26 protein-coding genes are annotated in these 24332 nt (G+C 36.2%); 19 read left to right on the top strand and 7 right to left on the bottom strand.

Annotated elements, in window-relative coordinates:
- From BUL40_RS14920 to BUL40_RS15780, 12 genes are all read left to right on the top strand, one after another.
- The gene (locus BUL40_RS14920) at positions 1-633 is read left to right on the top strand and encodes an NAD(P)H-dependent oxidoreductase (protein WP_080319899.1); all 633 of its coding nucleotides are present in this window, start codon (positions 1-3) and stop codon (positions 631-633) included.
- Between the two features lie 27 nt (positions 634-660).
- On the top strand, positions 661-1230 hold the full coding sequence (locus tag BUL40_RS14915; RefSeq protein WP_080319898.1) for a YceI family protein: 570 nt from the start codon (positions 661-663) through the stop codon (positions 1228-1230).
- A 180-nt stretch (positions 1231-1410) separates the two neighbouring features.
- Complete coding sequence (locus tag BUL40_RS14910) at positions 1411-1908, top strand: hypothetical protein (protein WP_010519831.1); 498 nt, start codon at positions 1411-1413, stop codon at positions 1906-1908.
- A gap of 207 nt (positions 1909-2115) precedes the next feature.
- Positions 2116-3516, top strand: coding sequence for an anthranilate synthase component I family protein (locus BUL40_RS14905; protein WP_080319897.1), 1401 nt, complete (start codon positions 2116-2118; stop codon positions 3514-3516).
- Position 3517: 1 nt separating this feature from the next.
- Complete coding sequence (locus BUL40_RS14900; protein WP_010519833.1) at positions 3518-4084, top strand: anthranilate synthase component II; 567 nt, start codon at positions 3518-3520, stop codon at positions 4082-4084.
- 119 nt (positions 4085-4203) lie between these two features.
- On the top strand, positions 4204-5196 hold the full coding sequence (trpD, locus tag BUL40_RS14895) for an anthranilate phosphoribosyltransferase (RefSeq protein WP_010519834.1): 993 nt from the start codon (positions 4204-4206) through the stop codon (positions 5194-5196).
- A 95-nt stretch (positions 5197-5291) separates the two neighbouring features.
- Entirely contained in the window at positions 5292-6080 is a 789-nt protein-coding gene (gene trpC, locus BUL40_RS14890) for an indole-3-glycerol phosphate synthase TrpC (protein ID WP_080319911.1), read from the top strand.
- A 3-nt stretch (positions 6081-6083) separates the two neighbouring features.
- The gene (locus BUL40_RS14885; protein ID WP_010519836.1) at positions 6084-6713 is read left to right on the top strand and encodes a phosphoribosylanthranilate isomerase; all 630 of its coding nucleotides are present in this window, start codon (positions 6084-6086) and stop codon (positions 6711-6713) included.
- Positions 6694-7875 (top strand): tryptophan synthase subunit beta, encoded by a 1182-nt coding sequence (gene trpB, locus BUL40_RS14880; RefSeq protein ID WP_080319896.1) that lies wholly within the window; start codon positions 6694-6696, stop codon positions 7873-7875. The genes BUL40_RS14885 and trpB overlap by 20 nt, the downstream gene beginning before the upstream one ends.
- Positions 7876-7949: 74 nt before the next feature.
- Complete coding sequence (gene trpA, locus BUL40_RS14875) at positions 7950-8711, top strand: tryptophan synthase subunit alpha (protein ID WP_080319895.1); 762 nt, start codon at positions 7950-7952, stop codon at positions 8709-8711.
- A gap of 277 nt (positions 8712-8988) precedes the next feature.
- Positions 8989-10491, top strand: coding sequence for a M20/M25/M40 family metallo-hydrolase (locus BUL40_RS14865; RefSeq protein WP_080319893.1), 1503 nt, complete (start codon positions 8989-8991; stop codon positions 10489-10491).
- A gap of 153 nt (positions 10492-10644) precedes the next feature.
- Positions 10645-10788 carry a hypothetical protein gene (locus BUL40_RS15780; protein ID WP_010519840.1) on the top strand — a complete coding sequence of 48 codons (144 nt, stop codon included), beginning with the start codon at positions 10645-10647 and terminating at the stop codon, positions 10786-10788.
- A gap of 60 nt (positions 10789-10848) precedes the next feature.
- On the opposite strand, the gene BUL40_RS14860 is transcribed toward BUL40_RS15780, so the two are convergent.
- Together BUL40_RS14860 and BUL40_RS14855 are read right to left on the bottom strand one after the other, a co-directional pair.
- Positions 10849-13395: a phosphoenolpyruvate carboxylase gene (locus BUL40_RS14860; RefSeq protein ID WP_080319910.1), complete on the bottom strand. Its 2547-nt coding sequence runs from the start codon at positions 13393-13395 to the stop codon at positions 10849-10851.
- A gap of 197 nt (positions 13396-13592) precedes the next feature.
- Positions 13593-14252, bottom strand: coding sequence for a uracil-DNA glycosylase family protein (locus BUL40_RS14855; RefSeq protein WP_080319892.1), 660 nt, complete (start codon positions 14250-14252; stop codon positions 13593-13595).
- A gap of 65 nt (positions 14253-14317) precedes the next feature.
- Between BUL40_RS14855 and BUL40_RS14850 the strand changes: the two genes are divergently transcribed.
- Positions 14318-14446 (top strand): 30S ribosomal protein THX, encoded by a 129-nt coding sequence (locus BUL40_RS14850; protein ID WP_010519843.1) that lies wholly within the window; start codon positions 14318-14320, stop codon positions 14444-14446.
- Here BUL40_RS14850 and BUL40_RS14845 read toward each other — a convergent pair whose 3' ends face one another.
- The 4 genes from BUL40_RS14845 to BUL40_RS14830 all read right to left on the bottom strand — a co-directional run bounded on the left by BUL40_RS14845 (position 14447) and on the right by BUL40_RS14830 (position 17321).
- Positions 14447-14806, bottom strand: a complete 360-nt coding sequence (locus tag BUL40_RS14845; RefSeq protein WP_080319891.1) for a hypothetical protein — start codon at positions 14804-14806, stop codon at positions 14447-14449. It abuts the gene before it with no gap.
- A 45-nt stretch (positions 14807-14851) separates the two neighbouring features.
- Entirely contained in the window at positions 14852-15613 is a 762-nt protein-coding gene (gene yaaA / locus BUL40_RS14840) for a peroxide stress protein YaaA (protein WP_080319890.1), read from the bottom strand.
- Between the two features lie 89 nt (positions 15614-15702).
- Positions 15703-16731, bottom strand: coding sequence for an RluA family pseudouridine synthase (locus tag BUL40_RS14835; RefSeq protein WP_080319889.1), 1029 nt, complete (start codon positions 16729-16731; stop codon positions 15703-15705).
- Positions 16731-17321, bottom strand: coding sequence for a PASTA domain-containing protein (locus BUL40_RS14830; protein WP_010519847.1), 591 nt, complete (start codon positions 17319-17321; stop codon positions 16731-16733). The genes BUL40_RS14835 and BUL40_RS14830 overlap by 1 nt, the downstream gene beginning before the upstream one ends.
- Positions 17322-17397: 76 nt before the next feature.
- Between BUL40_RS14830 and BUL40_RS14825 the strand changes: the two genes are divergently transcribed.
- The 5 genes from BUL40_RS14825 (at position 17398) to BUL40_RS14805 (ending at position 23097) form a co-directional block, all read left to right on the top strand.
- A complete protein-coding gene (locus BUL40_RS14825) occupies positions 17398-18378 on the top strand; it encodes a D-alanine--D-alanine ligase (RefSeq protein ID WP_080319888.1) in 981 nt (326 codons plus the stop codon).
- Positions 18379-18412: 34 nt separating this feature from the next.
- A complete protein-coding gene (coaD, locus tag BUL40_RS14820; protein ID WP_080319887.1) occupies positions 18413-18877 on the top strand; it encodes a pantetheine-phosphate adenylyltransferase in 465 nt (154 codons plus the stop codon).
- Positions 18878-19097: 220 nt separating this feature from the next.
- Positions 19098-20873: a sensor histidine kinase gene (locus BUL40_RS14815; RefSeq protein WP_080319886.1), complete on the top strand. Its 1776-nt coding sequence runs from the start codon at positions 19098-19100 to the stop codon at positions 20871-20873.
- The gene (locus tag BUL40_RS14810) at positions 20863-21273 is read left to right on the top strand and encodes a response regulator (RefSeq protein WP_010519851.1); all 411 of its coding nucleotides are present in this window, start codon (positions 20863-20865) and stop codon (positions 21271-21273) included. The genes BUL40_RS14815 and BUL40_RS14810 overlap by 11 nt, the downstream gene beginning before the upstream one ends.
- A 42-nt stretch (positions 21274-21315) precedes the next feature.
- Positions 21316-23097: a M14 family metallopeptidase gene (locus BUL40_RS14805; RefSeq protein ID WP_080319885.1), complete on the top strand. Its 1782-nt coding sequence runs from the start codon at positions 21316-21318 to the stop codon at positions 23095-23097.
- On the opposite strand, the gene BUL40_RS14800 is transcribed toward BUL40_RS14805, so the two are convergent.
- Complete coding sequence (locus tag BUL40_RS14800; protein ID WP_080319884.1) at positions 23077-23679, bottom strand: NUDIX hydrolase; 603 nt, start codon at positions 23677-23679, stop codon at positions 23077-23079. The genes BUL40_RS14805 and BUL40_RS14800 overlap by 21 nt on opposite strands.
- Before the next feature lie 7 nt (positions 23680-23686).
- Here BUL40_RS14800 and pyrE point away from each other — a divergent pair, with 7 nt between their 5' ends.
- A complete protein-coding gene (gene pyrE, locus BUL40_RS14795; protein ID WP_080319883.1) occupies positions 23687-24331 on the top strand; it encodes an orotate phosphoribosyltransferase in 645 nt (214 codons plus the stop codon).
- Position 24332: the final 1 nt, after the last annotated feature.

Genomic DNA, 24332 nt, shown 5'->3' with positions numbered 1-24332 from the left:
ATGAGTGATATACTATCGCCTTTGAAATGGCGCTACGCTGTAAAGAAATTTGACAGCACCAAAAAAGTTTCTAAAGAGGACTTAGATAAAATTTTGGAGGCAATACAATTAAGTGCTTCTTCTTACGGACTTCAACCTTACGAAGTATTTGTAATTACAGACAATGCGATTAGAGAAAAATTACAACCCGTATCTTGGGGGCAAACACAAATTGTAGACGCTTCCCATTTGTTGGTTTTTGCCAATAAAACAAATGTTGACAGTGCTTATATTGATTCCTACTTAGAAAATGTAGGCAATACGAGAAATTTACCACCAGAAGCGTTGTCCGGTTATGGTGATTTTATGAAATCCAAAATAACGGAATTATCGCAAGAGGTAAAGAGCATATGGGCAGCCAAACAGGTTTATATTGCCTTGGGCAATGCCATGGATATTTGCGCAGCACTAGAAGTAGATAGCTGCCCCATGGAAGGTTTTGAAAGTGAGGCCTACAATGAAATCTTGGGACTAACCGAAAAAGGACTAAATGCTGCTGTGGTATTACCTATTGGATACCGCTCAGAAGAAGACCAAACACAACACTACGCAAAGGTGCGTAAGTCAAAAGAAGAACTATTTACATTTATATAAATCTAAACACTTTAAATTTTTAAAATCATGAAAACTAAATTATTCAGCTTAGCATTTGCTCTTGTTTTTGGTGTAGTTTCTGCCAATCCAATAGATGAGAAAAAAACAGTAGACGTAGAAAAAAGTAAAGTAACTTGGAAAGGCTACAAAGTAACCGGCTCTCACGAAGGCACAATATCTTTAAAAGAAGGTTATTTAGATTTTGAAGGGGAAAAATTAACTGGTGGGATGTTTGTAGTAGATATGACTACCATTAATACAACAGACCTTTCTGGCGATATGAAAGGAAAATTAGACGGCCATTTAAATTCTGCAGATTTCTTTGGAGTAGAAGAACACAAGACATCTACTTTAAAAATTACCGATGTAAAGGCAAAAGGAAAAAATGCTTATGAAGTTACTGGAGATTTAACCATTAAAGGAACTACAAAACCAATAACTTTTGAAATGTCTGTTTATGGCAGCAAAGCTACTGCATCTTTAAAAGTAGATAGAGCCGCATACGATATTCGTTATGGTTCTGGAAGCTTTTTTGACAATTTAGGTGATAAAACCATTTATGACGAATTTGACTTAGTTGTTGATTTGGAATTCTAATCCATATACAACTAAATTGGTTAGTGTTAGAAAACCTGCTCTTAAAAGAGCAGGTTTTTTTATGAAAACAACTCACCTACAGATAATTCAATTTTAACTAAAGTGAACCTGCATTAATCTTACAAGCCATTAAAAACTAATTCTCCATATGCATCTTTGGGGTAAATAAATTTAAAAATCATGCTCCAAGACAATAATCTAGCACAAGACTATCATCAAATCAATCAAACTTTAAAAGAAAATAAAGCTCCGGTATTCTTTGCCACCTATGAAGATTCTTTGGAGACATCTTTAAGACAAAACTTTCCTTGGCACTTAAAATTTACCGTTTCTTCTAACTTCTCTCCTTTTAAACTAGAAAGTTTTAGGGAAGAAATGGACATACAAGCACAAATTGAAGAATATCTAAGTTTAAATATTACACGTTCTACCAACATAAAAAAAGCATTTGCCATTTTTGATGACAATGGTAATATCGAATACCATTGGTATTTACAAGATGCCATGATAAACTTAAACTTTGAAGAAATACAATCTATTAGAAAAGTAGAAGTAGCATTAGCTAGAGACGAGAACTGGCAAAACAATGCAGACCTACTCGTATTTTTAGAAAAACCTAATCATGACGAAGCATTAAATACAATAGAAGATAAATTTCAGTTGCGTTCCATAAATTAATTTATTGGTCAATTAAATTTTCATTCCTATATTTACGGCAATGAAAATGTTTACAAAAAATAATTGGTGGTGGAGTATCTTACGAATAACGTCGTGAGCTAGTCCTACCTATAATAATATTAGAAAAAGGCTTGTCATCACGACAGGCCTTTTTCCATTTTACATCACAACTAAAATTTTAACAGCATACCGCAAAGAACCCTAAAAATGAAACAATTTGAACTTAAAACACACTACAAGCAAATACTGGCAGACACCATTACGCCGGTAAGTGTGTATTTAAAAATTAGGGATAAGTTTCCTAATAGCATATTATTAGAAAGTAGTGACTACCACGCCAACGATAATAGCTTTTCTTACATCTGCTGCAACCCTATTGCACATATTAAGGTAGAAAATGAAGTTTTGGAAAAACAATATCCAGATGGCACCATTTCCGTAACCAATATTACCCCAGAAACAGATGTTGTAGCAGAAGTAGATGCTTTCGCAAAAAGTTTTAAGGCGCCAGAACATGATTTCAAATTTATAACCAACGGGCTGTTTGGCTTTATGGCATATGATGCTGTAAGATATTTTGAAGATTTAGCACTTAGAAAAAAAGATGATTCCGTAAATATTCCAGATATCTACTATGCGGTATACCAGAATATCATTGCCATTAACCACTTTAAAAACGAAGCCTATTTATTTGCCCATTGTTACGAATCTGAAAACAACTTAGAAGAGATTGAGCGTTTGTTCAACATCAGAACTTTTGCTTCGTACAATTTTAATCGAGTTGGCGCTCCTATCTCTAATCTAGAAGACGTTGAGTACAAAAAGCATGTAGAGATAGCCAAAAAACATTGCCAAAGAGGAGATGTTTTTCAATTGGTTCTATCAAGACGGTTCACCCAAAAATTTAAGGGAGATGAGTTTAACGTATACCGTGCGCTACGCTCCATAAATCCATCCCCGTACCTTTTCTTTTTTGATTATGGCGATTTTAAAATCTTTGGAAGTAGCCCAGAAGCACAGCTTATCGTTAAAGATGGCAAAGCAGAAATTCACCCCATAGCCGGTACGTACAAGCGTACAGGCAACGATGAAAGAGACGCAGAACTAGCCAAAAAGCTAGCAGCAGACGACAAGGAAAACAGCGAACATGTAATGCTAGTAGATTTGGCCCGTAACGATTTAAGTAGAAACGGCAATACGGTAAATGTAGAAACCTATAGAGAGGTACAATACTTTTCTCACGTTATCCATTTGGTTTCCAAGGTTACTGGGATGAAAAAGGAAGATATACCAACTTTAAAAATAGTTGCAGACACTTTCCCAGCAGGTACTTTAAGTGGCGCGCCCAAGCATATGGCCATGCAGCTCATAGAAAAATATGAGAAAACCAGTAGAGGCTATTATGGTGGTGCAATTGGATTCATGGATTTTAACGGCAACTTTAATCATGCTATTATGATTAGAACGTTCCTAAGCAAAAATCACGAATTGTATTACCAAGCTGGTGCCGGTTTGGTTGCTGCATCTAACCCAGAAGACGAGTTACAAGAAACATACAACAAACTTGGCGCTTTAAATAAAGCCTTAGAAATTGCAGAAACTATCTAAGATGAAGAAAGTATTAATGATTGACAATTACGATAGTTTCACCTATAACCTAGTGCACTATCTAGAAGAATTGGATTGCGAGGTAATTGTAAAACGAAATGACCAATTAACCCTGGAAGAGGTTGCTGATTATGAATTAATTGTGCTTTCTCCAGGTCCTGGTATCCCAGACGAGGCTGGTTTGTTAAAACCTATTATTGAAACGTACGGGGCCACCAAAAAAATATTTGGGGTCTGTTTGGGGCAACAAGCCATTGGAGAAGTTTATGGTGGTAGCTTAGTGAATCTAGACCAAGTTTACCATGGTATTGCTACAGAAATAGAAATTACGGGAGAAGACTATATTTTTAAAGGATTACCTAAAAAAATACAAGTTGGCAGGTACCATTCTTGGGTAGTGAACAAAGAATTACCAGAATGTTTGGAAGCCACCTCTTTTGATGAAAATGGTCAAATTATGTCCCTAAAACATAAAACCCATGATGTTAGAGGGGTTCAGTTTCACCCAGAATCCGTTTTAACTCCAGAAGGTAAACAAATGTTGCAGAACTGGTTAGTAGGTTCATAGCAAGGTAAAAAGATATAAATAAGGTCATTTTAAAGGAGCTACGTAACTCCAAGTTTTGACATACAATTGAAGAAATAGCTAAAAGCAAGTTCCGGCCTAGCGGAAAAAAAGTAAAGTGAATGAAAGAGACACTAAATAGATTAATTAATCACGAAATCCTGTCTAAGGACGATGCCAAACAAATCCTGGTCAATATTGCCAAGGGCGATTATAACACCAGTCAGATAGCGGCTTTCCTAACTGTTTACATGATGCGTAGCATCACAATAGAGGAATTAGAAGGTTTTAGAGACGCCTTGTTAGAATTGTGCGTTGCTGTGGATTTAAGCGATTACAATCCCATAGACCTTTGTGGAACAGGCGGAGACGGCAAAGACACATTTAACATCTCTACTCTAGCCTCATTTGTTACCGCTGGTGCGGGTATTCATGTAACCAAACATGGTAATTATGGGGTTTCTTCCAAATGTGGAAGTAGTAATGTCATGGAGTTTTTAGGTATTAAATTTAGCAATGAAGCCGATTTTCTTAAAAAATCCATGGAGGAAGCGGGTATTTGCGTGCTCCATGCCCCATTGTTTCACCCAGCCATGAAAAATGTTGGTCCAATCCGTAAAGAATTGGCCGTTAAAACTTTTTTTAACATGCTAGGCCCTATGGTAAATCCTGCCTTTCCTAAAAACCAAATGGTAGGGGTTTTTAACCTAGAGCTAGCGCGTATGTACGGCTATCTGTATCAAAACACAGATAAGAATTTTACCGTATTACATGCGTTAGACGGTTATGATGAGATTAGTTTAACAGGTGCTACCAAGACCATTTCTAATGGTACAGAAAGCATGCTAGAACCCGTAGATTTTGGCATACAAGCGGTAAAAGCTTCTGAAATTGTTGGTGGCGATGATGTTGCGGATTCTGCTCAAATTTTCCTGAATATACTAAATGGCAAAGGTACAGAAGCACAAAATAATGTAGTCTGCGCCAACGCAGGCGTGGCCATTGCTACGGTAGAGAATTGCACGCCTAAAGAAGGTTTTGAAAAAGCAAAAGAATCGCTTTTAAACGGCAAGGGACTTTTGGCTTTAAACAAGTTAAGGGCATTGAGTAATTAGTGATTACTGGTTGATGCTTTAAATAATTGTTTAATAAAGCTAGATTATCAAATTCTTTTTCGTCCATAGAAAAAGAAGAAATAAATAAAGAAAACATGAACATCCTAGATAAAATAGTTGCTGACAAAAAAAAAGAAGTTGATTTAAAAAAAGGGTTGATTCCTACTACCCAATTGGAAAAATCCGTTCTTTTTAATAGAACCGGTGCATCCTTGTCTACCGCCTTGAGAAATAGCCAATCTGGTATTATTGCAGAACACAAAAGACGCTCGCCCAGCAAGCAGACAATAAACCAAAGTACCAATGTAGGAATGGTTGCCAAAGGTTATGAAAATGCTGGCGTGTGTGGTATGAGTGTACTTACGGATATTAAATACTTTGGAGGTTCTATTGAAGATTTGTTATTGGCTAGAGCATGTGTTACCATGCCACTGCTTCGCAAGGAATTTATGATAGATGAATACCAAGTGCTAGAAGCCAAAGCACACGGCGCAGATGTTATTCTTTTAATAGCTGCAGTGCTTTCGCAAAAAGAAATTAAATCACTATCAGAACTGGCAAAAAGTTTAGGAATGGACGTATTGCTAGAAGTACATAATGAGGCAGAATTACAAAAATCCATCATGCCTAGTTTAGATATGTTGGGCGTAAACAACCGTAACCTAAAAACCTTTGAGGTTAGCTTAGAAACCAGTAAAGAACTTGCTACACAAATACCAGACGATTTTGTAAAAGTCTCTGAAAGCGGTATTAGTTCCGTAGCTGCCATAAATGAGCTAAAACAATACGGTTACCAAGGTTTTTTAATAGGTGAAAACTTTATGAAAACCGAAAATCCAGGGCAAAGCGCCCTAGATTTTATTAATGCTTTACAAAACGTGTAGGCCATGAAACTAAAGGTTTGCGGAATGAAATATAACCCCAAAGAAGTAGCGGCTATAGCGCCAGACTATATGGGATTTATATTCTATGATAAATCGCCTCGTAATCTTGTTGGGGTTATCCCCACAATCACCAGAAAGGTGAGCAAAGTAGGTGTTTTTGTAAATGCATCCATAGAAGAAATTTTAAAAAAAGTAAGCCTACATGGGTTGCAAATGGTGCAATTGCATGGTCAAGAACCACCAGAATTATGTGAGCGCATAAGCAACCTCAACATTAAAGTAATTAAGGTATTTGGTATTGCAGATAGCTTTGATTTTTCTGTATTGAAACCGTACGAGGACGTGTGCGACTATTACCTTTTTGATACCAAAGGGAAAAATCCAGGAGGCAACGGTTACACGTTTGATTGGGAAGTCTTGGAGAACTATCCGTCTACCAAACCCTATTTTTTAAGCGGCGGTATAGGATTAGAAAATATAGATGAAGTATTAACTTTTTTATATCGGCCAGAGGCCAAATACTGTTATGCCATAGATGTGAACAGTAGGTTTGAAACCAAACCTGGAAAAAAAGACATTGAAAAACTAATAGCATTTAAAAAAAGAATTGACGATGAAGTATCACGTAGATGACCGCGGATATTACGGGGATTTTGGCGGCGCATTTATTCCAGAAATGCTCTACCCTAACGTAGAAGAGCTACGCCAAAATTATTTAAAGTTGATGTACCAAGATGATTTTCAAAAAGAATTTCATCAGCTTTTGAAAGACTACGTGGGCCGTCCTAGTCCATTGTATTTCGCCAATCGTTTATCAGAAAAATACAATTGTAAGGTTTATCTAAAACGAGAAGATTTAAACCATACCGGGGCACACAAGGTTAACAATACCATAGGTCAGATTTTAATGGCCAAAAAACTGGGTAAAAAACGTATCATTGCAGAAACTGGCGCTGGCCAACATGGGGTAGCTACGGCAACGGTTTGTGCCCTAATGGGGATTGATTGTGTGGTGTATATGGGAGAGATAGACATTGCAAGACAAGCACCCAACGTAGCCCGTATGAAAATGCTTGGCGCTACGGTAAAACCTGCATTGTCTGGTAGTAGAACCTTAAAGGATGCTACCAATGAAGCTATTAGAGATTGGATTAACAACCCAGTAGACACCCACTACATAATTGGTTCTGCCATTGGTCCACACCCTTACCCGGATATGGTTACCAGATTTCAATCGGTAATATCCGAAGAAATAAAATGGCAATTAAAAGAAAAAGAAGGACGCGAACTTCCAGACTATGTAGTAGCCTGTATTGGTGGCGGTAGTAATGCTGCTGGCACGTACTATCACTTTTTAGATGAAAAAGAAGTAGGCATTATTGCAGTAGAAGCGGCTGGCAAAGGTGTAAATTCTGGTGAAAGTGCCGCTACTTCCAAATTGGGTAAAGAAGGTATTATTCACGGTTGTAAAACACTATTAATGCAAACGAAAGACGGGCAAATTACAGAACCTTATTCTATCTCTGCAGGTCTAGATTATCCCGGAGTTGGGCCCTTACATTCGCATTTGTACAAATCTGGACGGGGCGAATTTTACTCGGCTACAGATGATGAAGCCATGGAAGCGGGCTTAGAATTAACCCAACTAGAGGGTATCATTCCCGCTATAGAAACCTCTCATGCCTTAGCACTATTTAAGTATAAAACGTTTAAACCCGATGATGTTGTGGTCATTAGTTTATCTGGACGTGGGGATAAAGATTTACAGACGTATATAGATTATTTTAAACTGTAGTTATCCCACTTAAGATTTCGGGAACAAAAACTTAGGAATAAAAAGGCAAACCTTCATACCTAAAACTATTTTAGATGAATAGAATAAACCAAAAATTACAAGAAGAACAAAAGTTACTTTCTATATATTTCACTGCTGGCTATCCAAAATTAGAGGATACCGTAACGGTTATTGAAGAACTGGAAAAAGCCGGGGTAGACATGATAGAAATTGGACTACCGTTTAGCGACCCCTTAGCAGACGGCCCTACCATACAAGAAAGCTCTACCGCTGCTCTTAAAAACGGTATGACTACGAGCAAACTTTTTGAGCAATTAAAGGATATCAGAAAAAGGGTTTCCATTCCTCTGATTATTATGGGGTATTTTAACCCAGTTTTGCAATATGGTGTAGAGGCGTTCTGTAAAAAATGTGAGGAGCTGGGGATTGATGGACTCATACTCCCAGATTTACCTTTGGATGTATACTTGGAAGAATATGAAGCAATTTTTAAAGCACACGGTTTAATCAATGTGTTCTTAATAACACCACAAACCAGCGAAGCTAGGATTCGCCAGATAGATGCAGCTTCTGAAGGATTTATTTACATGGTAAGTTCTGCAAGTACCACGGGTGCTAAAAGCGGATTTGGAAACGAACAAACAGAATACTTTGAACGAATTGATGGATTAAAGCTTAAAAACCCTCAAGTAGTTGGTTTTGGCATAAGCAATAACGAAACGTTTACAGCTGCCACTTCTAGAGCTAAAGGGGCTATTATTGGCTCGGCCTTCATAAAACATTTAACCACTCACGGCACTACTGAAATTGATTCTTTTGTGAAGGGGATTAGGTAATATGAAATGGATTGACGATTTCCGTATTCTATTACTCCTATGCTTAACGCTTGGGCTAGCCCCGTTTTTTCCTGAACCACATCTTTGGGGTAAAATTAAATGGGTTTCAGGCGGTGGCATAGGAATGAAATTCATGGATTGGTTTGATATTCTGCTACACGGATTTCCTTTTTTGTTACTCCTAAGAAGAATTGCACTTACTCTTGTAAAGAAAAAGTCAGGATAAATTGGATAAGGTTACAATTTGAGATATTTTTCACTAACCAATTTATTCTTCATGTTCAGAACTATTTTAGCCTTACTTGTCATTGGTGTTTCATCAACATTAGCCGCCCAAGATTCTACAAAAGTAAAATCTGAGGTTGCCCTTGCCATTACAGATTTACGTGAATTTGTAGCCATACCCAATGATGCCCTAATCCCAGATGATATAGACAACAATCTCTTTTGGTTAAAAAAACAGTTTGATAAACGCGGATTTAATTCGGCTATCTTAGACACAGAAGGTTTACCGCTATTTTTTGCCAACACCCCAATGAAAGATGGTAAAACCACAATCTTATTTTATATGCATTTAGACGGCCAAGGTGTTGACGCCAGTAAGTGGGACCAACCAAATCCGTACAATACGGTTCTTAAGAAACCTGTTGAGAATGGTTTTGAAACTGTAGATTTTTCTGCGCTAAATGAGGATATAAATTATGATTGGCGCCTGTTTGGCCGTTCTACCTCTGATGATAAAGGACCCATAGTGATGTTTTTGCATGCCTTGGATTTACTTAAAAAAGATGACAAGGAATTTCCGTACAACATCAAAATTATTTTAGATAGCGAAGAAGAAAAAGGTAGCAAAAGCCTTCCTAACGCGGTAAAGCAATATAGAGAACTACTGGCTGCCGATTTTTTAGTGATTTCAGATGGGCCAAGCCATGGCTCTGGATTACCTACTATGGTTTACGGTTGCCGCGGTATAACCACATTAAGTTTAACTACCTACGGACCAATAAAACCCCAACATAGTGGCCATTATGGAAACTATGCTCCCAATCCTGGATTCCGGTTAGCCCATTTATTAGCAAGTATGAAGGATACGGACGGCAAAGTGACCATTCCTGGGTACTATGATGGAATTTTTATAAATGATGACATCCAAGCGGTTTTGAAAAAAGTGCCGGATGACGATGCTGTAATCAAAGAAAAACTTCAGTTTAAAACAGCGGAAAAAGTTGGCAGTTATTATCAAGAGTCTTTACAGTTCCCTAGTTTAAACATTCGTGGCCTAAGCTCTGGATGGACAGGCGATGCCGCCAGAACTATTGTCCCAGAAAGTGCTACGGCCGAATTGGACTTACGCTTAGTACCAGAGAGCAATGGCAACCGACTAAAAAAATTAGTAAAAGAACACATTGCCAAACAAGGCTTTAAAGTACTAGACCACGTACCTACAAATGCGGAGCGTTTACAATTTGACAAATTGATTACCATTACCGAACGTGGGGTTACCGATGCTTTTCGTACAGATTTAGACAATCCTTACGGGGTGTTCCTAGCCAATACCCTACAAAGCACCTTTGGGCAAGATGTGGTACAAATACGCATAATGGGTGGTACTGTTCCTATTTCTCCATTTATAAACGAATTAAAGATTCCTGCTTTTATTGTTCCTATGGTAAATCCGGATAACAACCAGCATAGCCCAAATGAGAATTTAAAAATTGGACAATTGGCCTACGGAATTCGTGCTTTTTACAACATACTAAGCACACCCTTGCAGAAATAAATAGGCTTTAAAGCGTTGAATCTTGCCTAAGCTTAGCGCTAAAGCAATTATTGGTAATGCATTAACAACCAATAACATAGTTTTAGTAGGCTATTAACGAAGTTTGCCTATAGCAATCTGTATCTTACTAGTAAATAATTAAAAAAAGAAACTATGGGAATTATTGAAGATAAGAAGAAGTTTAAAAGAAAAGTAGAACAAACCAATCCTACCAACCCAACTGGGAATACCAACATCAAAACCAACGATTTTGATATTGACGAGGATACCGTTAAAAAGCAACAAAATAAAGGATAATAATATCTCTTTTTATAAGCATAAAAAAGCCCCTGATTTCTCAGGGGCTTTTTCTATTATTTAAGCCGAGTTTCTACTGGCATTAATATTACCGTAGAGACTGCGCGTCACTATCTTCTCATACAATTCTTTAAATTCAGAATCTTTGGTTATATGGAAGAGCGCATTCTGCTGAATTACCAATAACGGCAGAACAATTTTCTCACGAATCTTAACGGATTCTCTAGAAACCGCCTCGTCTTCCATTAAGATTTTATGTCCAGAAATTTGCAATAGCATCTTTTTAGACAGTTCAAACTCTTGGTGTAGAATCTTCCAAAAATCACCGAACTCCTTATCCTCCTTCATATAACTGGTTAAATTGAAGTTGGTTTTTGCCAGAGACATCATACTATTCATCATCAAAGCTCTAAAGAAAGGCACTTCTTTGAACAGTTTTTTCACATCGTTCATCTTACCTTCTTCTTTAAGCTGTGCAATGGCCGTACCCAAACCAAAATAGCCTGGTACATTTTGCTTTAACTGGCTCCAAGAGCCAACAAAGGAAATCGCCCTAAGGTCAGATAAGGTCAGTTGCTTTTTATTACCACGTTTTCCTGGTCTACTACCAATATTTGCCTTGGTATAATATTTTAACGTACTTCTATGCTCCAAATAAGGTATAAACTTCTCATGTTGTTTTAACGCGTCATATTTATTAAAACTAAGCTGAGAAAGTTTTTCTATTAACCTACGTTGCTCTCCAGAAATTTTGTGTTCTTTTCCAAACAGGTTATTGCTTAGCCCAGCGGTAAGTAATTGTTCCGCATTGTGTTTAAATTGCTCTTTGGTACCAAACGTACTGGTAATGGTTTGTCCTTGTACGGTTAATTGAATTTCATGGTTGGCAACATCCTTGGTTTGTGCGGCATAGAAACGATGTGTTTTACCACCACCACGTGCTGGCGGTCCACCTCTACCATCAAAGAAAATAGCTTTGATACCGTTTTTCTTGCACACTTTACTTAAAGTTTCCTTGGTTTTTAAAATAGACCAGTTGGCTTTTAAATACCCGCCATCCTTTGTACCATCAGAGAAGCCCAACATAATAGTATGTACATCTTTTCTACGTGCTAGATGTTCTTTGTACATTGGTATATCAAATAGAGCTTGCATTACTTCTTCTGCGGCCTCCATACCTTTCATGGTTTCAAATAGTGGTACAATATCAAAAGTAATGTCCTCGGTTTTCCAACCACACCACCTAAACAATCCAAATACAAAAAGTACCGAATAGATATCCTCACTATTACTTATAATATAACGATTACAGCCAGCCTCACCGTTTCTTCTTTGTATTTCTTTTAATCTAGAAATATTGGTTAAGGTTTGTACTACAATATCTTCATCAAAGTCTGTAGCGTTAACAGATATATCTTTATGTAGTAAACAATCGATTAAGTTCTCTTGGGATAATTCTTCTAAATTATCTTTAATTACACCTTGCTTTTTAAGCACTTCTGTAACCGTTAAATAGTGTTTACTGTGGTCTTGGCGAATATCTAGGGTTGCAAAATGCACTTTAAAAATATGCACTTTGTCTATCATGTTATTTAAATCTTCTAAATACAGACCATGGTAATCCGCAACCAAAATTTCTTTTACTTGCTCCAAGCTTTCGATGATTTCTTCATAAGTAACCAAAAACTCTGTTTGGAACATAGCTTTGTATAGTTTGTCGCTCAACAACTCCAATGGCTCAGACAAACCTCTAAACGTTAATTTTTTACGAAGGGCCTTTATATCATTGTAATAACACTTCATAAGGGTAAGGCGTAACTCGTCTGCCACTTTTTTGGTGATGTCTTCCGTAACATAAGGGTTACCATCACGGTCACCACCGGGCCAAAAACCAAGTTTAATTATGTCGTAATTATCAAATTTCTCGTCCCTAATATTACGCTTTATGTCTAAGAACAAATCTCCTATAGCATCATAATATGTATTTCTTAGAATATGGATAATGTTTTTTGCTTCGTCTAACGGGGTTGGTTTCCTTGAATTCACCAAAGATGTTAAACCCAATTGTTGTAAGGTGGTATCAATATCATTGATGCGGTTATCCTCTATCATTCTTCTTAATTCTGAAATGATATCTAGAACCGCAGGTGTATAAAATTGGGTTGGGTGCGCCGTAAGTACTATTCTTGCACTAAACGTAGATAGCTTTTTAGAAATCTTGTCCCAATTTTTATTTTGGTCTACCAATTCAAAGTAATCTTTAATCCCAAGAGAGTTGGTATATTTTTGCAATTTTGGAAATGCGGCATCTTCTACACTATCATACAACACCACTTGGCGTTCTACGTATTGTATAATTCGAAACATGAAATCTATACGCTGTTTCTCATCTTCTATACCTGCTACACTGGTAAAGAAATTCTCTAATATTTCTTCAGGTTTTTTACCAGCATTTAAACCTTTTTCGCACTGCTCAAATAATAAAGGAACCAAGGTGGCAACGTTTTCCATATCTGCATAGGGCAGACTAAGGAACAAACTGTTATAGATGTTGTACCTATTGGTGACAGACTTTTTAAACTCTGCCAGACGTTTTACTTGTTGCATTTTGTTCATTAAGCTCTTTTTTCTAGATGAATTTCAAATCTCGGTAATATAGCGCTAGAAAACTACTGATAATAATCCTATCACAATTTATATTGACCGAAATACAAACCTAACAAAATAAGTATTGGTTATAAACCTAACCATTGCTTTGCCTAATAAATTGAAAGCATAACTTATCTTCTTATTAGGAAATGAAATTAGAAAAAGGGCTTGTATTGCTTAACCCTAAAATCTAGCGTGTTAAAATTTGGGTTTTTAGATTTTAGCCTTTTGTATTCCATTAAACTACCTACCGCCCTATTTGCTGCCCCGCTTGGTGCGGTTAAACTAATGGTAGAAATTATTTTTTTGGTTTTAGGATGTGCAAACTGATGAATTCTTGGCACCGAAGTTTCTACTGCAGTATAAATGACCGAGTGCGCTCTAGCTAATTTTCTAAAAAAATATTCTGGTCCGTTTTTACTATTGCCGCCAGTAAACAGTAAAGTATGTATGGTAGGGTATTGTTCTAAATACCCAAAGATATTTCTAAGTTTAACATGTTGCATGCCTAAGTCAGATGCGTCTATTTTTTCTCTTTCTGCACTATCTACAATATCACAGATGCCAATATTTCTACTCTTTAAAAAAAGTTTGCGTTGCGCAATGGCTGCTTCTGTAGTTTCGTAAAGTAATTCTAGATTAAAAATACGGTCCAGTATTGGCCACAGTTGGCCGTCCCTACTTCCATAACAAAAATCAACATCGCCCTCCTTTAATTGTTTTATCGTGAACCTTGGAGGTGGCAATGTGCCAACAATTAATTTTTCTACTCCTGGATATAAATAAGGTGGATACGGATGGGTGTGCAAAAACATAGTTAACAAAGATAGCTTTTGCTAGCATTTTTAAAAATTAGTACCTTCTAGTAAAATTAATTGATATGGGTAAAGGTGATGTAAAAAGTAAGCGAGGCAAAATAGCCAACAAATCTTATGGTGCCAGACGCAAACGAAAAATTAAAAAGCATACAACCCCAGAAGAAAAAATTGGGTTGGAAAGGGCTAAGTAATTAATCAATAATAAACTCCATTTCCAAAGCGCCCTCTTCTGTTATGGATAATTTGTAGGTATACAAACCTATAGGTAAAGAATCTGTACGCATTTCTGGTTTGTAGGTATAAGAAGTTGAATCTGCCTCTACCGTAATAATATCTTCCATAAACCCAGTAACCGCCTCTTGATAACCTGAGTAACTATCTGCTGCTACGTTTTCAAATAAAAGGGCCTCATCGCCCACCGTGACCGTATTAAAATTTATTGCAGAAACATTTTCAACACGAATGTTTACCGATTCTAGGTTATCGTCACGGTCATTGCAAGAAGTAGAAATTGTTGATAAAACAATGAGGAACAAGAGTAGCTTTTTCATACCAAATACGCTTTTATCTTCTAACGCTTTATCGCTCCATTTATTCTATCTAATAAAGACAGGCTCATTAGCTTTAACAGTATGGGCTTGGCTAAATTCATAACCGTCATAATCAAAAGACTTCAATCCTTCCATGGTATCTACGTTGTTATCTACAATATAGCGTACCATAGCGCCTCTCGCTTTTTTGGCAAAAAAGCTAATAACCTTTAATTTATCGTTCTTCCAATCTTTAAAAACAGGCGTAATTACAGGTACTTTTAAAGCTTTTTTATCCAGAACACTAAAATATTCATTACTTGCCAGATTAATGAACAATTCATCTTCTTCAAGTTCTGAGTTTAGATGGTTGGTTACTTCTTTCTTCCAAAATTCATATAGGTTCTTATTCCTGCCCACCTTTAATTGCGTACCCATTTCTAAACGATAAGGTTGTATTAAATCCAACGGTTTTAATATTCCATACAGACCAGAAAGGATTCTTAATTTATCTTGTAATTGTTCTATCTGAATATCTTGTAAACTGTAGGCATCTAAACCTTGATACACATCTCCATTGAAAGCAAAAACCGCGGGCCTTGCATTCTCTGTAGTAAACGGAGTGCTGAATTGTTGGTTTCGTTCCCAATTTAATTGCGCCAAATTATCGGATATAGACATCAACTCCATTAGGGCCTTTGGCTTTTTCTTGGCCAAAGTCTTATTTATTTTTTCTGCCTGTGCTATAAATTGCGGTTGACTGTAATGCGTAGTTGGCAAATTAGATTCAAAATCTAAAGATTTAGCTGGAGAAATAACAATTTTCATTGGAAATTATTTTTAATCAAAAATAACGGATAAAGCATCAATTAGAAACTTACTTCTAATGCTGTTTTAAATAGTACGATTAAATTTTCTTATGCTTTTAAATGTTGACTGTAACCTCTCCATTTTTCAATAGCTGCAACCATATCTTCTGGTATTGGAGAATCAAAATTGAGTTCTTTTCCCGTAACTGGATGCACAAAACCAAGTGTTTTGGCGTGTAATGCTTGCCTAGGCAACACTTTAAAGGTATTTTCTACAAACTGCTTGTACTTGGTAAAGGTAGTACCCTTAAGTACTTTATCGCCACCGTAACGTTCATCATTAAATAAAGTATGTCCTATATATTTCATATGAACACGTATCTGGTGGGTTCTTCCTGTTTCTAATTTACAAGACACCAAGGTTACGTAACCTAGCCTCTCCAATACTTTAAAATGGGTTACTGCTTCTTTCCCTTGGTCACCATCAGGAAAAACCATCATTTGCAGGCGGTTTTTAGGATTTCTGGCCAGGTGGCCCTCTATGGTCCCTTCATCCTCTTCTATATTACCCCACACCAAGGCAATATATTCTCTTTTAGAGGTTTTTTCAAAAAATTGATTGGCCAGGTGTGTCATAGCCTCTTCTGTTTTGGCAATAACCAATAAACCTGAAGTATCTTTATCTATACGATGCACCAAACCAGGCCTACCAGAACTATTATTAGGTAAAGATTCAAAATGATGCACCAAGGCATTTACCAAGGTACCCGAATAATTACCATGACCGGGGTGCACCACCATACCTGCCGGTTTGTTCACAACCATTAAATGGTCGTCTTCATAGACAATGTCTAAAGGAATAGCTTCTGGGGTAAGCAAATACTCGTAGGGTGGATGCTCAAACAAAACTTTAACCACATCACCAGCCTTAACTTTATAGTTTTGTTTTACCGTGGCACCGTTTACCCAAATATGGCCATCTTTTGCGGCTTGTTGAATTTTATTACGTGTAGCGTTTTCAATAAAGTTCATTAAAAACTTATCTACCCTTAACGGTTCTTGCCCTTTAGAAGCAACAAATTTATGGTGTTCAAATAAGTCGTCTTCTTGAGACGGACCAAATGCTTCTGTCTCCATTATTGAGAAGATTCAGATTTTATTATAGCTTCTTGTGGTACGGTCCCGTTACCACAAATTAATTCTACTTTGGAGGTTTTTGGTAATCTTTCACCTGGGCTTATATCTTTTCCTTTGTATTTGATTCGATAAACCATATCCTTTCCAATTTCGTCTACATAAGTAACCCGTTCCACATCCAGACCAACGGCACGCAACATGGAGCTAGCGTTTCTTCTGGTAACCTGTATAATTTGCGGAACAGAAACTTTCTTGTATCCAGATGGGTTTACGGTAAAGTAAATTTTTCTGTCTTGTTTAACCTTAGAACCCGCGGGCGGGTTTTGCTCTAATATAGAAAACCGAGGATATTCCGGATTATAGTCCGTAGAATCTAATACCTCATAACGCAGCCCCGTATCTTCTGCAGTTTTTCTCATTTCCATTACAGACATTTTAGAAAAATCTGGAACCTCTACAAACTCTCCATGATTGGTAGTACTTTTTAACCATCCCAAGGTTAAGAACACCAAAAGTACGATCAATATGGCGGCAATGGCCAATTGTATTAAAAATGTCTTGCTTTTAAGAAAGCTTAAAAAATCCTTCATCGGAAATTGTTTACGGGCAAATATAGAAAAACGCCCTGTTTTTTTATTTACTTTGGCTTTACATTAATAGTGAAGAATGAAAAAGAACATAGCCATTGTAATGGGAGGTTACTCTAGTGAAAAGGAAATTTCAAAAAAGAGTGGCTCAGTGGTTACCAAATTCTTAAGTAAAGAGAAATACAATGTTTACCCGGTATTGATAACCAAAAATAAATGGTATTACCTAGATGAGCTTGGTAATGAAAGTGAAATCAACAAGGCTGATTTTTCCTTGACTATAAACAATAGGCCATTACATTTTGATTGCGTATTCAATGCCATACATGGAACACCAGGCGAAGATGGTCTTTTACAAGCTTACCTAGAATTAATTGGTATACCTCAAACGGCCTGTAATTACTACCAAGCAGCTTTGACATTTAATAAAAGAGACCTTTTAAGTACCCTAAAACCCTATGGCATACCTTGTGCAACCTCTCTACCGTACAACAAAGGGGATGAGATAAATACATCAAAAATTCTTGATGTTGTAGGCCTACCTTGTTTTGTAAAAGCCAACAAAGCCGGGAGTAGCTATGGTATCTCTAAAGTTTATAAAGCAAAAGAATTACCCCAAGCAATAGAAAATGCATTACAAGAAGATGATGAAGTAATAATTGAATCGTTCTTAGACGGAACAGAAGTTTCCGTTGGTGTTATTACCTACCAAGGGGAAGTTAGGGTCTTGCCCATAACAGAAATAGTATCTGACAATGACTTTTTTGATTATGAAGCGAAGTATCAGGGAAAATCACAAGAAATTACGCCCGCTAGACTAACTGAAGAACAACACAAAACGGTAAGTGAGTTAGCACTTAAAATCTATAAAGTTTTAAAATTAAAAGGGTATACCAGGAGCGAATTTATTTTTGTAAACAACATACCCCATCTACTTGAAGTAAATACTACCCCTGGTCTTACGGAAGAAAGCATACTACCCCAACAAGCAAAGGTAGCAGGTATTAGTTTAGAAGAATTATTTGGTAGCGCAATAGAAGATGCGCTATTGAATAAATAAACCCTTAAATTTAACCAAACAGCAATTTAACTAAATGAGACGCGCAATATTTCCAGGTTCTTTTGACCCACTTACCTTAGGCCATTATGATATTATACAAAGAGGTATTACACTTTTTGATGAATTGATAATTGCTATTGGTATAAATGCACAGAAAAAATACATGTTCTCTTTAGAAGAACGCCAACAATTTATTTTAGAAGCCTTTAAGGACGAACCCCGTATTAAAGTACTAACCTACCAAGGCTTAACCGTAGATTTTTGTAAAGAAATAGATGCTAGTTTTATTTTAAGAGGACTTAGAAATCCTGCAGATTTTGAATTTGAAAAAGCAATTGCCCATACCAATAGAAAACTATCCGAAATTGAAACCGTATTCTTATTAACCTCATCTGGCAAGTCTTACATTAGCAGTTCTATTGTTAGAGATGTAATACGTAATGGTGGAGACTATTCTGGTTTAGTTCCAGATACCGTAAAATATACCGGTAATCTATAACTAACTGCTATTCAACCATAATTAACGCTTTTTCAGGGCAAAAAAAACAAAGAAGAACAAGAAACATCGTTTTTTTGCATATACACAACAATTAAAAAGCTATTAAGTAATAACTTTATATAATTGTAGGAAATTTCCTGTGTATTTGAATGCAAATCCCAACATATTGAACACTAAAGGTAGCATAAACACATACTCCATTAAGAGTTTACCTCTGTCTATGGCATTAATTAATAGTCAAGGCAAATTAGTAGAGGCAACCGATGAATGGGTCAGGTACCACGGATTCCAATTTGATAATATTAATGGGCAATCTATTTGTTCCTTACTTAAACAATACGCGGATAATGATTGGAAACAAGTGGTTGCGGAAGGTTTATCCGGTATAAGTAAACAAGGTATTACTAGAGGACCTAATAACAGCTTTTTCAAATGGAGTTTTTCCCCATGGTTTGACGAAAATCAGAATACTATTGGCACTATACATAAAGTAGATGATGTTACCCAAAAGACATTAAACGATATAAAGTACGATAAGCTAGACAACTTATTAAACTTGCAATCTGAAATATCTAAAGTAGGTTTTTGGGAATTTGATATAGATAATTACGCCATAAGTTGGTCACAAACAGCGAAGGAAATATTTGAAGTAGGGCCAGAGTTTGAGCCAACCGTAAAAAATACTCTAGAGTTCTACAGAAATAGTAAAGAAAAAGAAATAGTAAAGATGCTATTTAGAAATAGCTCTGAAATTGGTATTACCTGGCACGAAAAACTTAGGATTATATCTGCAAAAGGAAATAAAAAACATTTAAATGTAGCATGCCGCCCAATATATAGCCATGGTAAAATAATAAAATTAGTAGGCACCTTACAAGATATCACGGAACAGGTTAATTCTAAAGTAACCATAGAAGAGAATGAAAACCTTCTTAATACATTAATAGATAGTTTACCAGCCAGTGTTTTTATAAAAGATACCGAATCGAGAAAGATTCTTGTTAATAAACAGGAAGAGGAATTTATTGGATTACCTAAACAAGAGATTATAGGTAAAAATGACTTTGAACTTTTTGATGCGGAAATTGCAAAAACCTTTAGAGAGGAAGATTTAAGGGTCCTAAGCACCGGTGTTCCTATATTAGGTAAGCGAACCATTACAAAATTAAAAAGCGGCAAAGAATTAGCTCTTTTAACTTCAAAAATTCCCTTTGAAAATATTAAGGGAGAAATCAAGGGCATCATTGGTATTAGTTTAGATATATCAGATGTTATTCAAAAAGAAAGAGAGTTAAAACAGCTAATACAAGTAACTACTGTTCAAAATAACAAGCTTATAGATTTTGCCCATATCGTTTCCCACAATATACGTTCGCACTCAGCAAACATAACCATGCTCTTAAATTTCCTAAATATGGAAGAAGACCCTATAGAAACGAAGAATCTATTGGGTATGTTGGGAGAATCAGCTTCCGATCTGGCTGAGACTTTAGAGCATTTAAATCAGGTTTTGGTTATTAACCAACAATTAAAACTTGATAGGGAAATTGTTAATCTGCACGATTTAACCAACAAAGCTGCCACCCATCTTAAAGACCAACTAGATTTATCCCAGGCCAGATTAAACAATCAGGTTTCCGAAAACCTTTACCTAAAAACAGTACCCATTTATTTAGAAAACATTCTAATTCAATTTATTAGTAACGCCATAAAATACAGACGACCAAATACTACGCCACAAATAAGAGTTTATACCACTAGGGAAAATGGAAAAATAGTTATTCATGTAGAAGATAACGGTCTAGGTTTAAATTTAAATCAACATAAAGACAAATTATTTGGCATGTATAAAACATTCCATAACAATGCCGAAGCAAAAGGTATTGGATTATTTATTGCTAGAAACCAAGCAGAAGCAATGGGTGCCAAACTAGAGGTAAAAAGCAAAGTAAACAAGGGTTCAACATTTAGTATAATAATAGGACATGAAAAATAATTCCGTTTTCATTATAGACGACGATTTAATCACTGTATTTGGCTTAAAAAAGATATTAGAACGTATTTCTAAAGAGATTAAACCTACAGATTTCTGTAATGGGTCTGTTGCTCTGGATGCCATTAAGAGCCGCATAAAGGATGGTAGGCCCCTACCTTCTTTAATATTCTTGGATATTAACATGCCCATTATGGACGGTTGGACGTTTTTGGAAAATTTTTTGGAATTGCCCATTACCCAAAAAATCAATATAAAAATCATTACTTCTTCAATAGATATTGCCGATCGCAACAAATGGCAAGCATACGCTAAACAATCTGTGCATCAAATAGACTATTTAACCAAACCAATACATAAACTAGACATCAACGATTTGGCTGTACTAGAAATGGCATCCTAACTATTATTACTTACATTTACAGCTTCATTTTATGAGGCTTCTATGAAATCTAAGGTACTTTTAGGTGTATTTTTATCTTCTTTATTTCTAGTCAGTTGTAAAAAAGACCCGGAGAAAGAAAAATTAAACTTTTCCACAAAGTTTGAATTAAGTAACGGTTTAGAAACAGCTACTTATGAAGAAACAATTTCTTATTATCTAAGGTTAGCAAAAGATTACTCAGAAATCAATGTACAAAACATTGGAACTACAGATTACGGGCTACCTTTACATCTAGTCACCTTTAACCCAGATGCCAATTTTAATTTTGGAAAAATAAGGGAAGACAAGGCCATTCTTCTTATAAATAATGGTATCCATCCAGGCGAAAGTGATGGCATAGACGCTACAATGATGCTTTTTAGGGATTTAGCAATAGGGAAATTAAAAGCGCCCAAAAATACGGTTATTACCGCCATTCCTGTTTACAATGTTGGCGGAATGCATAATAGAAACTCACACTCCAGAGCCAACCAAAACGGCCCACTAAGCTACGGTTTTAGAGGCAATGCCTTAAATTATGATTTGAATAGGGATTTCATAAAAATGGACACGAAAAATGCTGCAACTTTCGCTAGTATTTTTCACATGGTAAAACCAGATGTTTTTGTAGACAATCATGTAAGTAATGGTGCAGATTACCAATACACTTTAACACATTTATTTACACAGCATAATAAATTGGGGAATGAACTTGGCATGTATTTAGAAACGGAACTAAAAACCCAATTGGAAGACAGTTTGCAGCACAAAAATTGGGACATTACCCCTTATGTAAATGTATTTAATAGACCACCAGAAACCGGTTTTAGCCAATTTTTAGATAATCCCAGATACTCTACTGGTTATACCACCCTTTGGAACACTTTAGGACTAATGGTAGAAACCCATATGCTAAAGCCCTATAAAAAACGGGTAGAAGGTACTTATGCCTTAATGGAGCAATTAATTTCTATTACCGATAAAGACTACGAAAAAATTAAAAAATTAAAAGCTGAAACCTTTAAAAGCCAAATTGAACAGAAAACATACTTTTTAAATTGGACGGTAGATACCACAAAAACTAGTGCATTACAGTTTAAAGGTTATAAAGCAGATACAATTGTAAGTGCAATTACCGGTAAGAATAGATTAAAATATGACCGTTCAAAACCAGAGACATATTCTGTTAAATACCAGAACAATTACATACCAAAAGATACCATAAGTGTACCAGATGCATATATTTTACCAAAGAGCTACACGGAAGTTTTGCAAAGATTAAAACAAAACAATGTACAGCTAAAAGAGATAAAAAAAGATACCACCTTAACTGTTGAGACCTACCGGATAGAAGACTACAAAACTTACGGTACGGCTTACGAAGGGCATTACCCGCATTACAATACCCGTGTATCTACTATAGTGGATACCATAACAGCTAAAAAAGGAGATTTTTTAATTGCCACTAAACAAGATGCATTTAGGTATTTGGTTGAAACCCTAGAACCCATAGCGGTTGATTCCTTTTTTAATTGGAATTTCTTTGACACCGTTTTACAACAAAAAGAAGGGTTTTCCCCCTATGTTTTTGAAGATACGGCATTGGAGATTTTTGAAAAGGATAGTTTGCTAAAACAGGGATTTGAACAAAAAAAGGCTACGGATACCATCTTTGCTTCAAATTGGTACGCACAATTGGATTTTATCTTTAAAAGGTCTACATATTATGAGAAGGCTCATTTAAGGTATCCAATAGTTAGGATTACCAACAACCTATATAGTCTAGAGGGTCTCGTATATTGAGTTTTCCTCAAATAACAATTTGATATTTTCATAGGTGTTCTTAAGTGCTTTTTTGCCTTTTTGAACTCCTTTCCATTTAACTTTAGTAATACCCTCTTCTTGCTGTGGCACTAGTTTACCATCAAAAGAAGAGTACATAGCATACCAATAGACAACTTTGAGCTTGTATTTACCTTTTCTTACGAAAACGTGATAGGTTATCTGAAGAAAATCACCCAACTCAAGACCGCTAATACCAGTTTCTTCTTCAACCTCCCTAATTGCAGCAGCTTCAATGGTTTCGCCTTTATCCAATTTACCCTTTGGCAAATCCCATTTCTTATTTCGTTTTATAAACAAAACCTTGTTTTTGGCGTTTTTGACCACACCACCCGCTGCTAAAACAATAGGAACATCTTTAGCAAATGTATTCAACACGTCTCCCTTGGGATCAAAAAGGAAAGCTCCAGAGCTATTTTTTTGAAAAAACCCATCTAGTACATTTTTTAAATTGATTTCTTCAATATCATAAACGTTTTCTTGCACTAGAGGCCTTTTATTTGTTAGATAAAGAGGTTTCTCATTTACAAAAACTTTATACATTTGCTCTATGATTTTGGATAAAAATAGTGCCAAGAAAACGGCAGAATTGTTGCTGCAAATTAATGCAATTAAATTGAGCCCAGAAAATCCTTTTACGTGGGCTTCTGGCTGGAAATCTCCTATCTATTGTGACAATAGAATAATCTTGTCTTACCCAAAAATACGCAATTATGTGCGTGAAGAATTGGCTAAACAAGTAGAGAAACTTTACGGTAAACCAGATGTTATTGCTGGGGTTGCCACTGGCGCCATTGGCGTTGGTATATTGGTAGCAGAGGCATTGGGCCTGCCTTTTATTTATGTTAGGCCAGAACCAAAATCCCATGGTAGGCAAAACCAAATAGAAGGGCAGCTTAACCCAGGACAAACGGTTGTAGTTATAGAAGATTTAATCAGTACCGGTAAAAGTAGCCTAAATGCAGTAAAAGCATTAAAAGAAGCAAAAGCGGAAGTTAAAGGAATGGTTGCCATTTTTTCATATGGCTTTAGTGCCGCCGCTGAAAATTTCTCTGAAAGCGGATTAGAGCTGCATACGTTGAGTGATTACGCACACCTTATAGAGCAAGCTTCTGATACACATTATATAAAAGAAGAACAACTACAAACATTATTGCAGTGGCGGGAGAACCCAGCTGAATGGAAAACTGAATAAA

Origin of the sequence: Croceivirga radicis (genome assembly GCF_002072105.2) — a bacterium.
In the GTDB taxonomy this organism is placed as follows: Bacteria; Bacteroidota; Bacteroidia; order Flavobacteriales; family Flavobacteriaceae; genus Croceivirga; species Croceivirga radicis.
The sequence above is the reverse complement of the archived record's forward strand: the minus strand, read 5'-3'. Positions and strand labels throughout refer to the sequence as shown.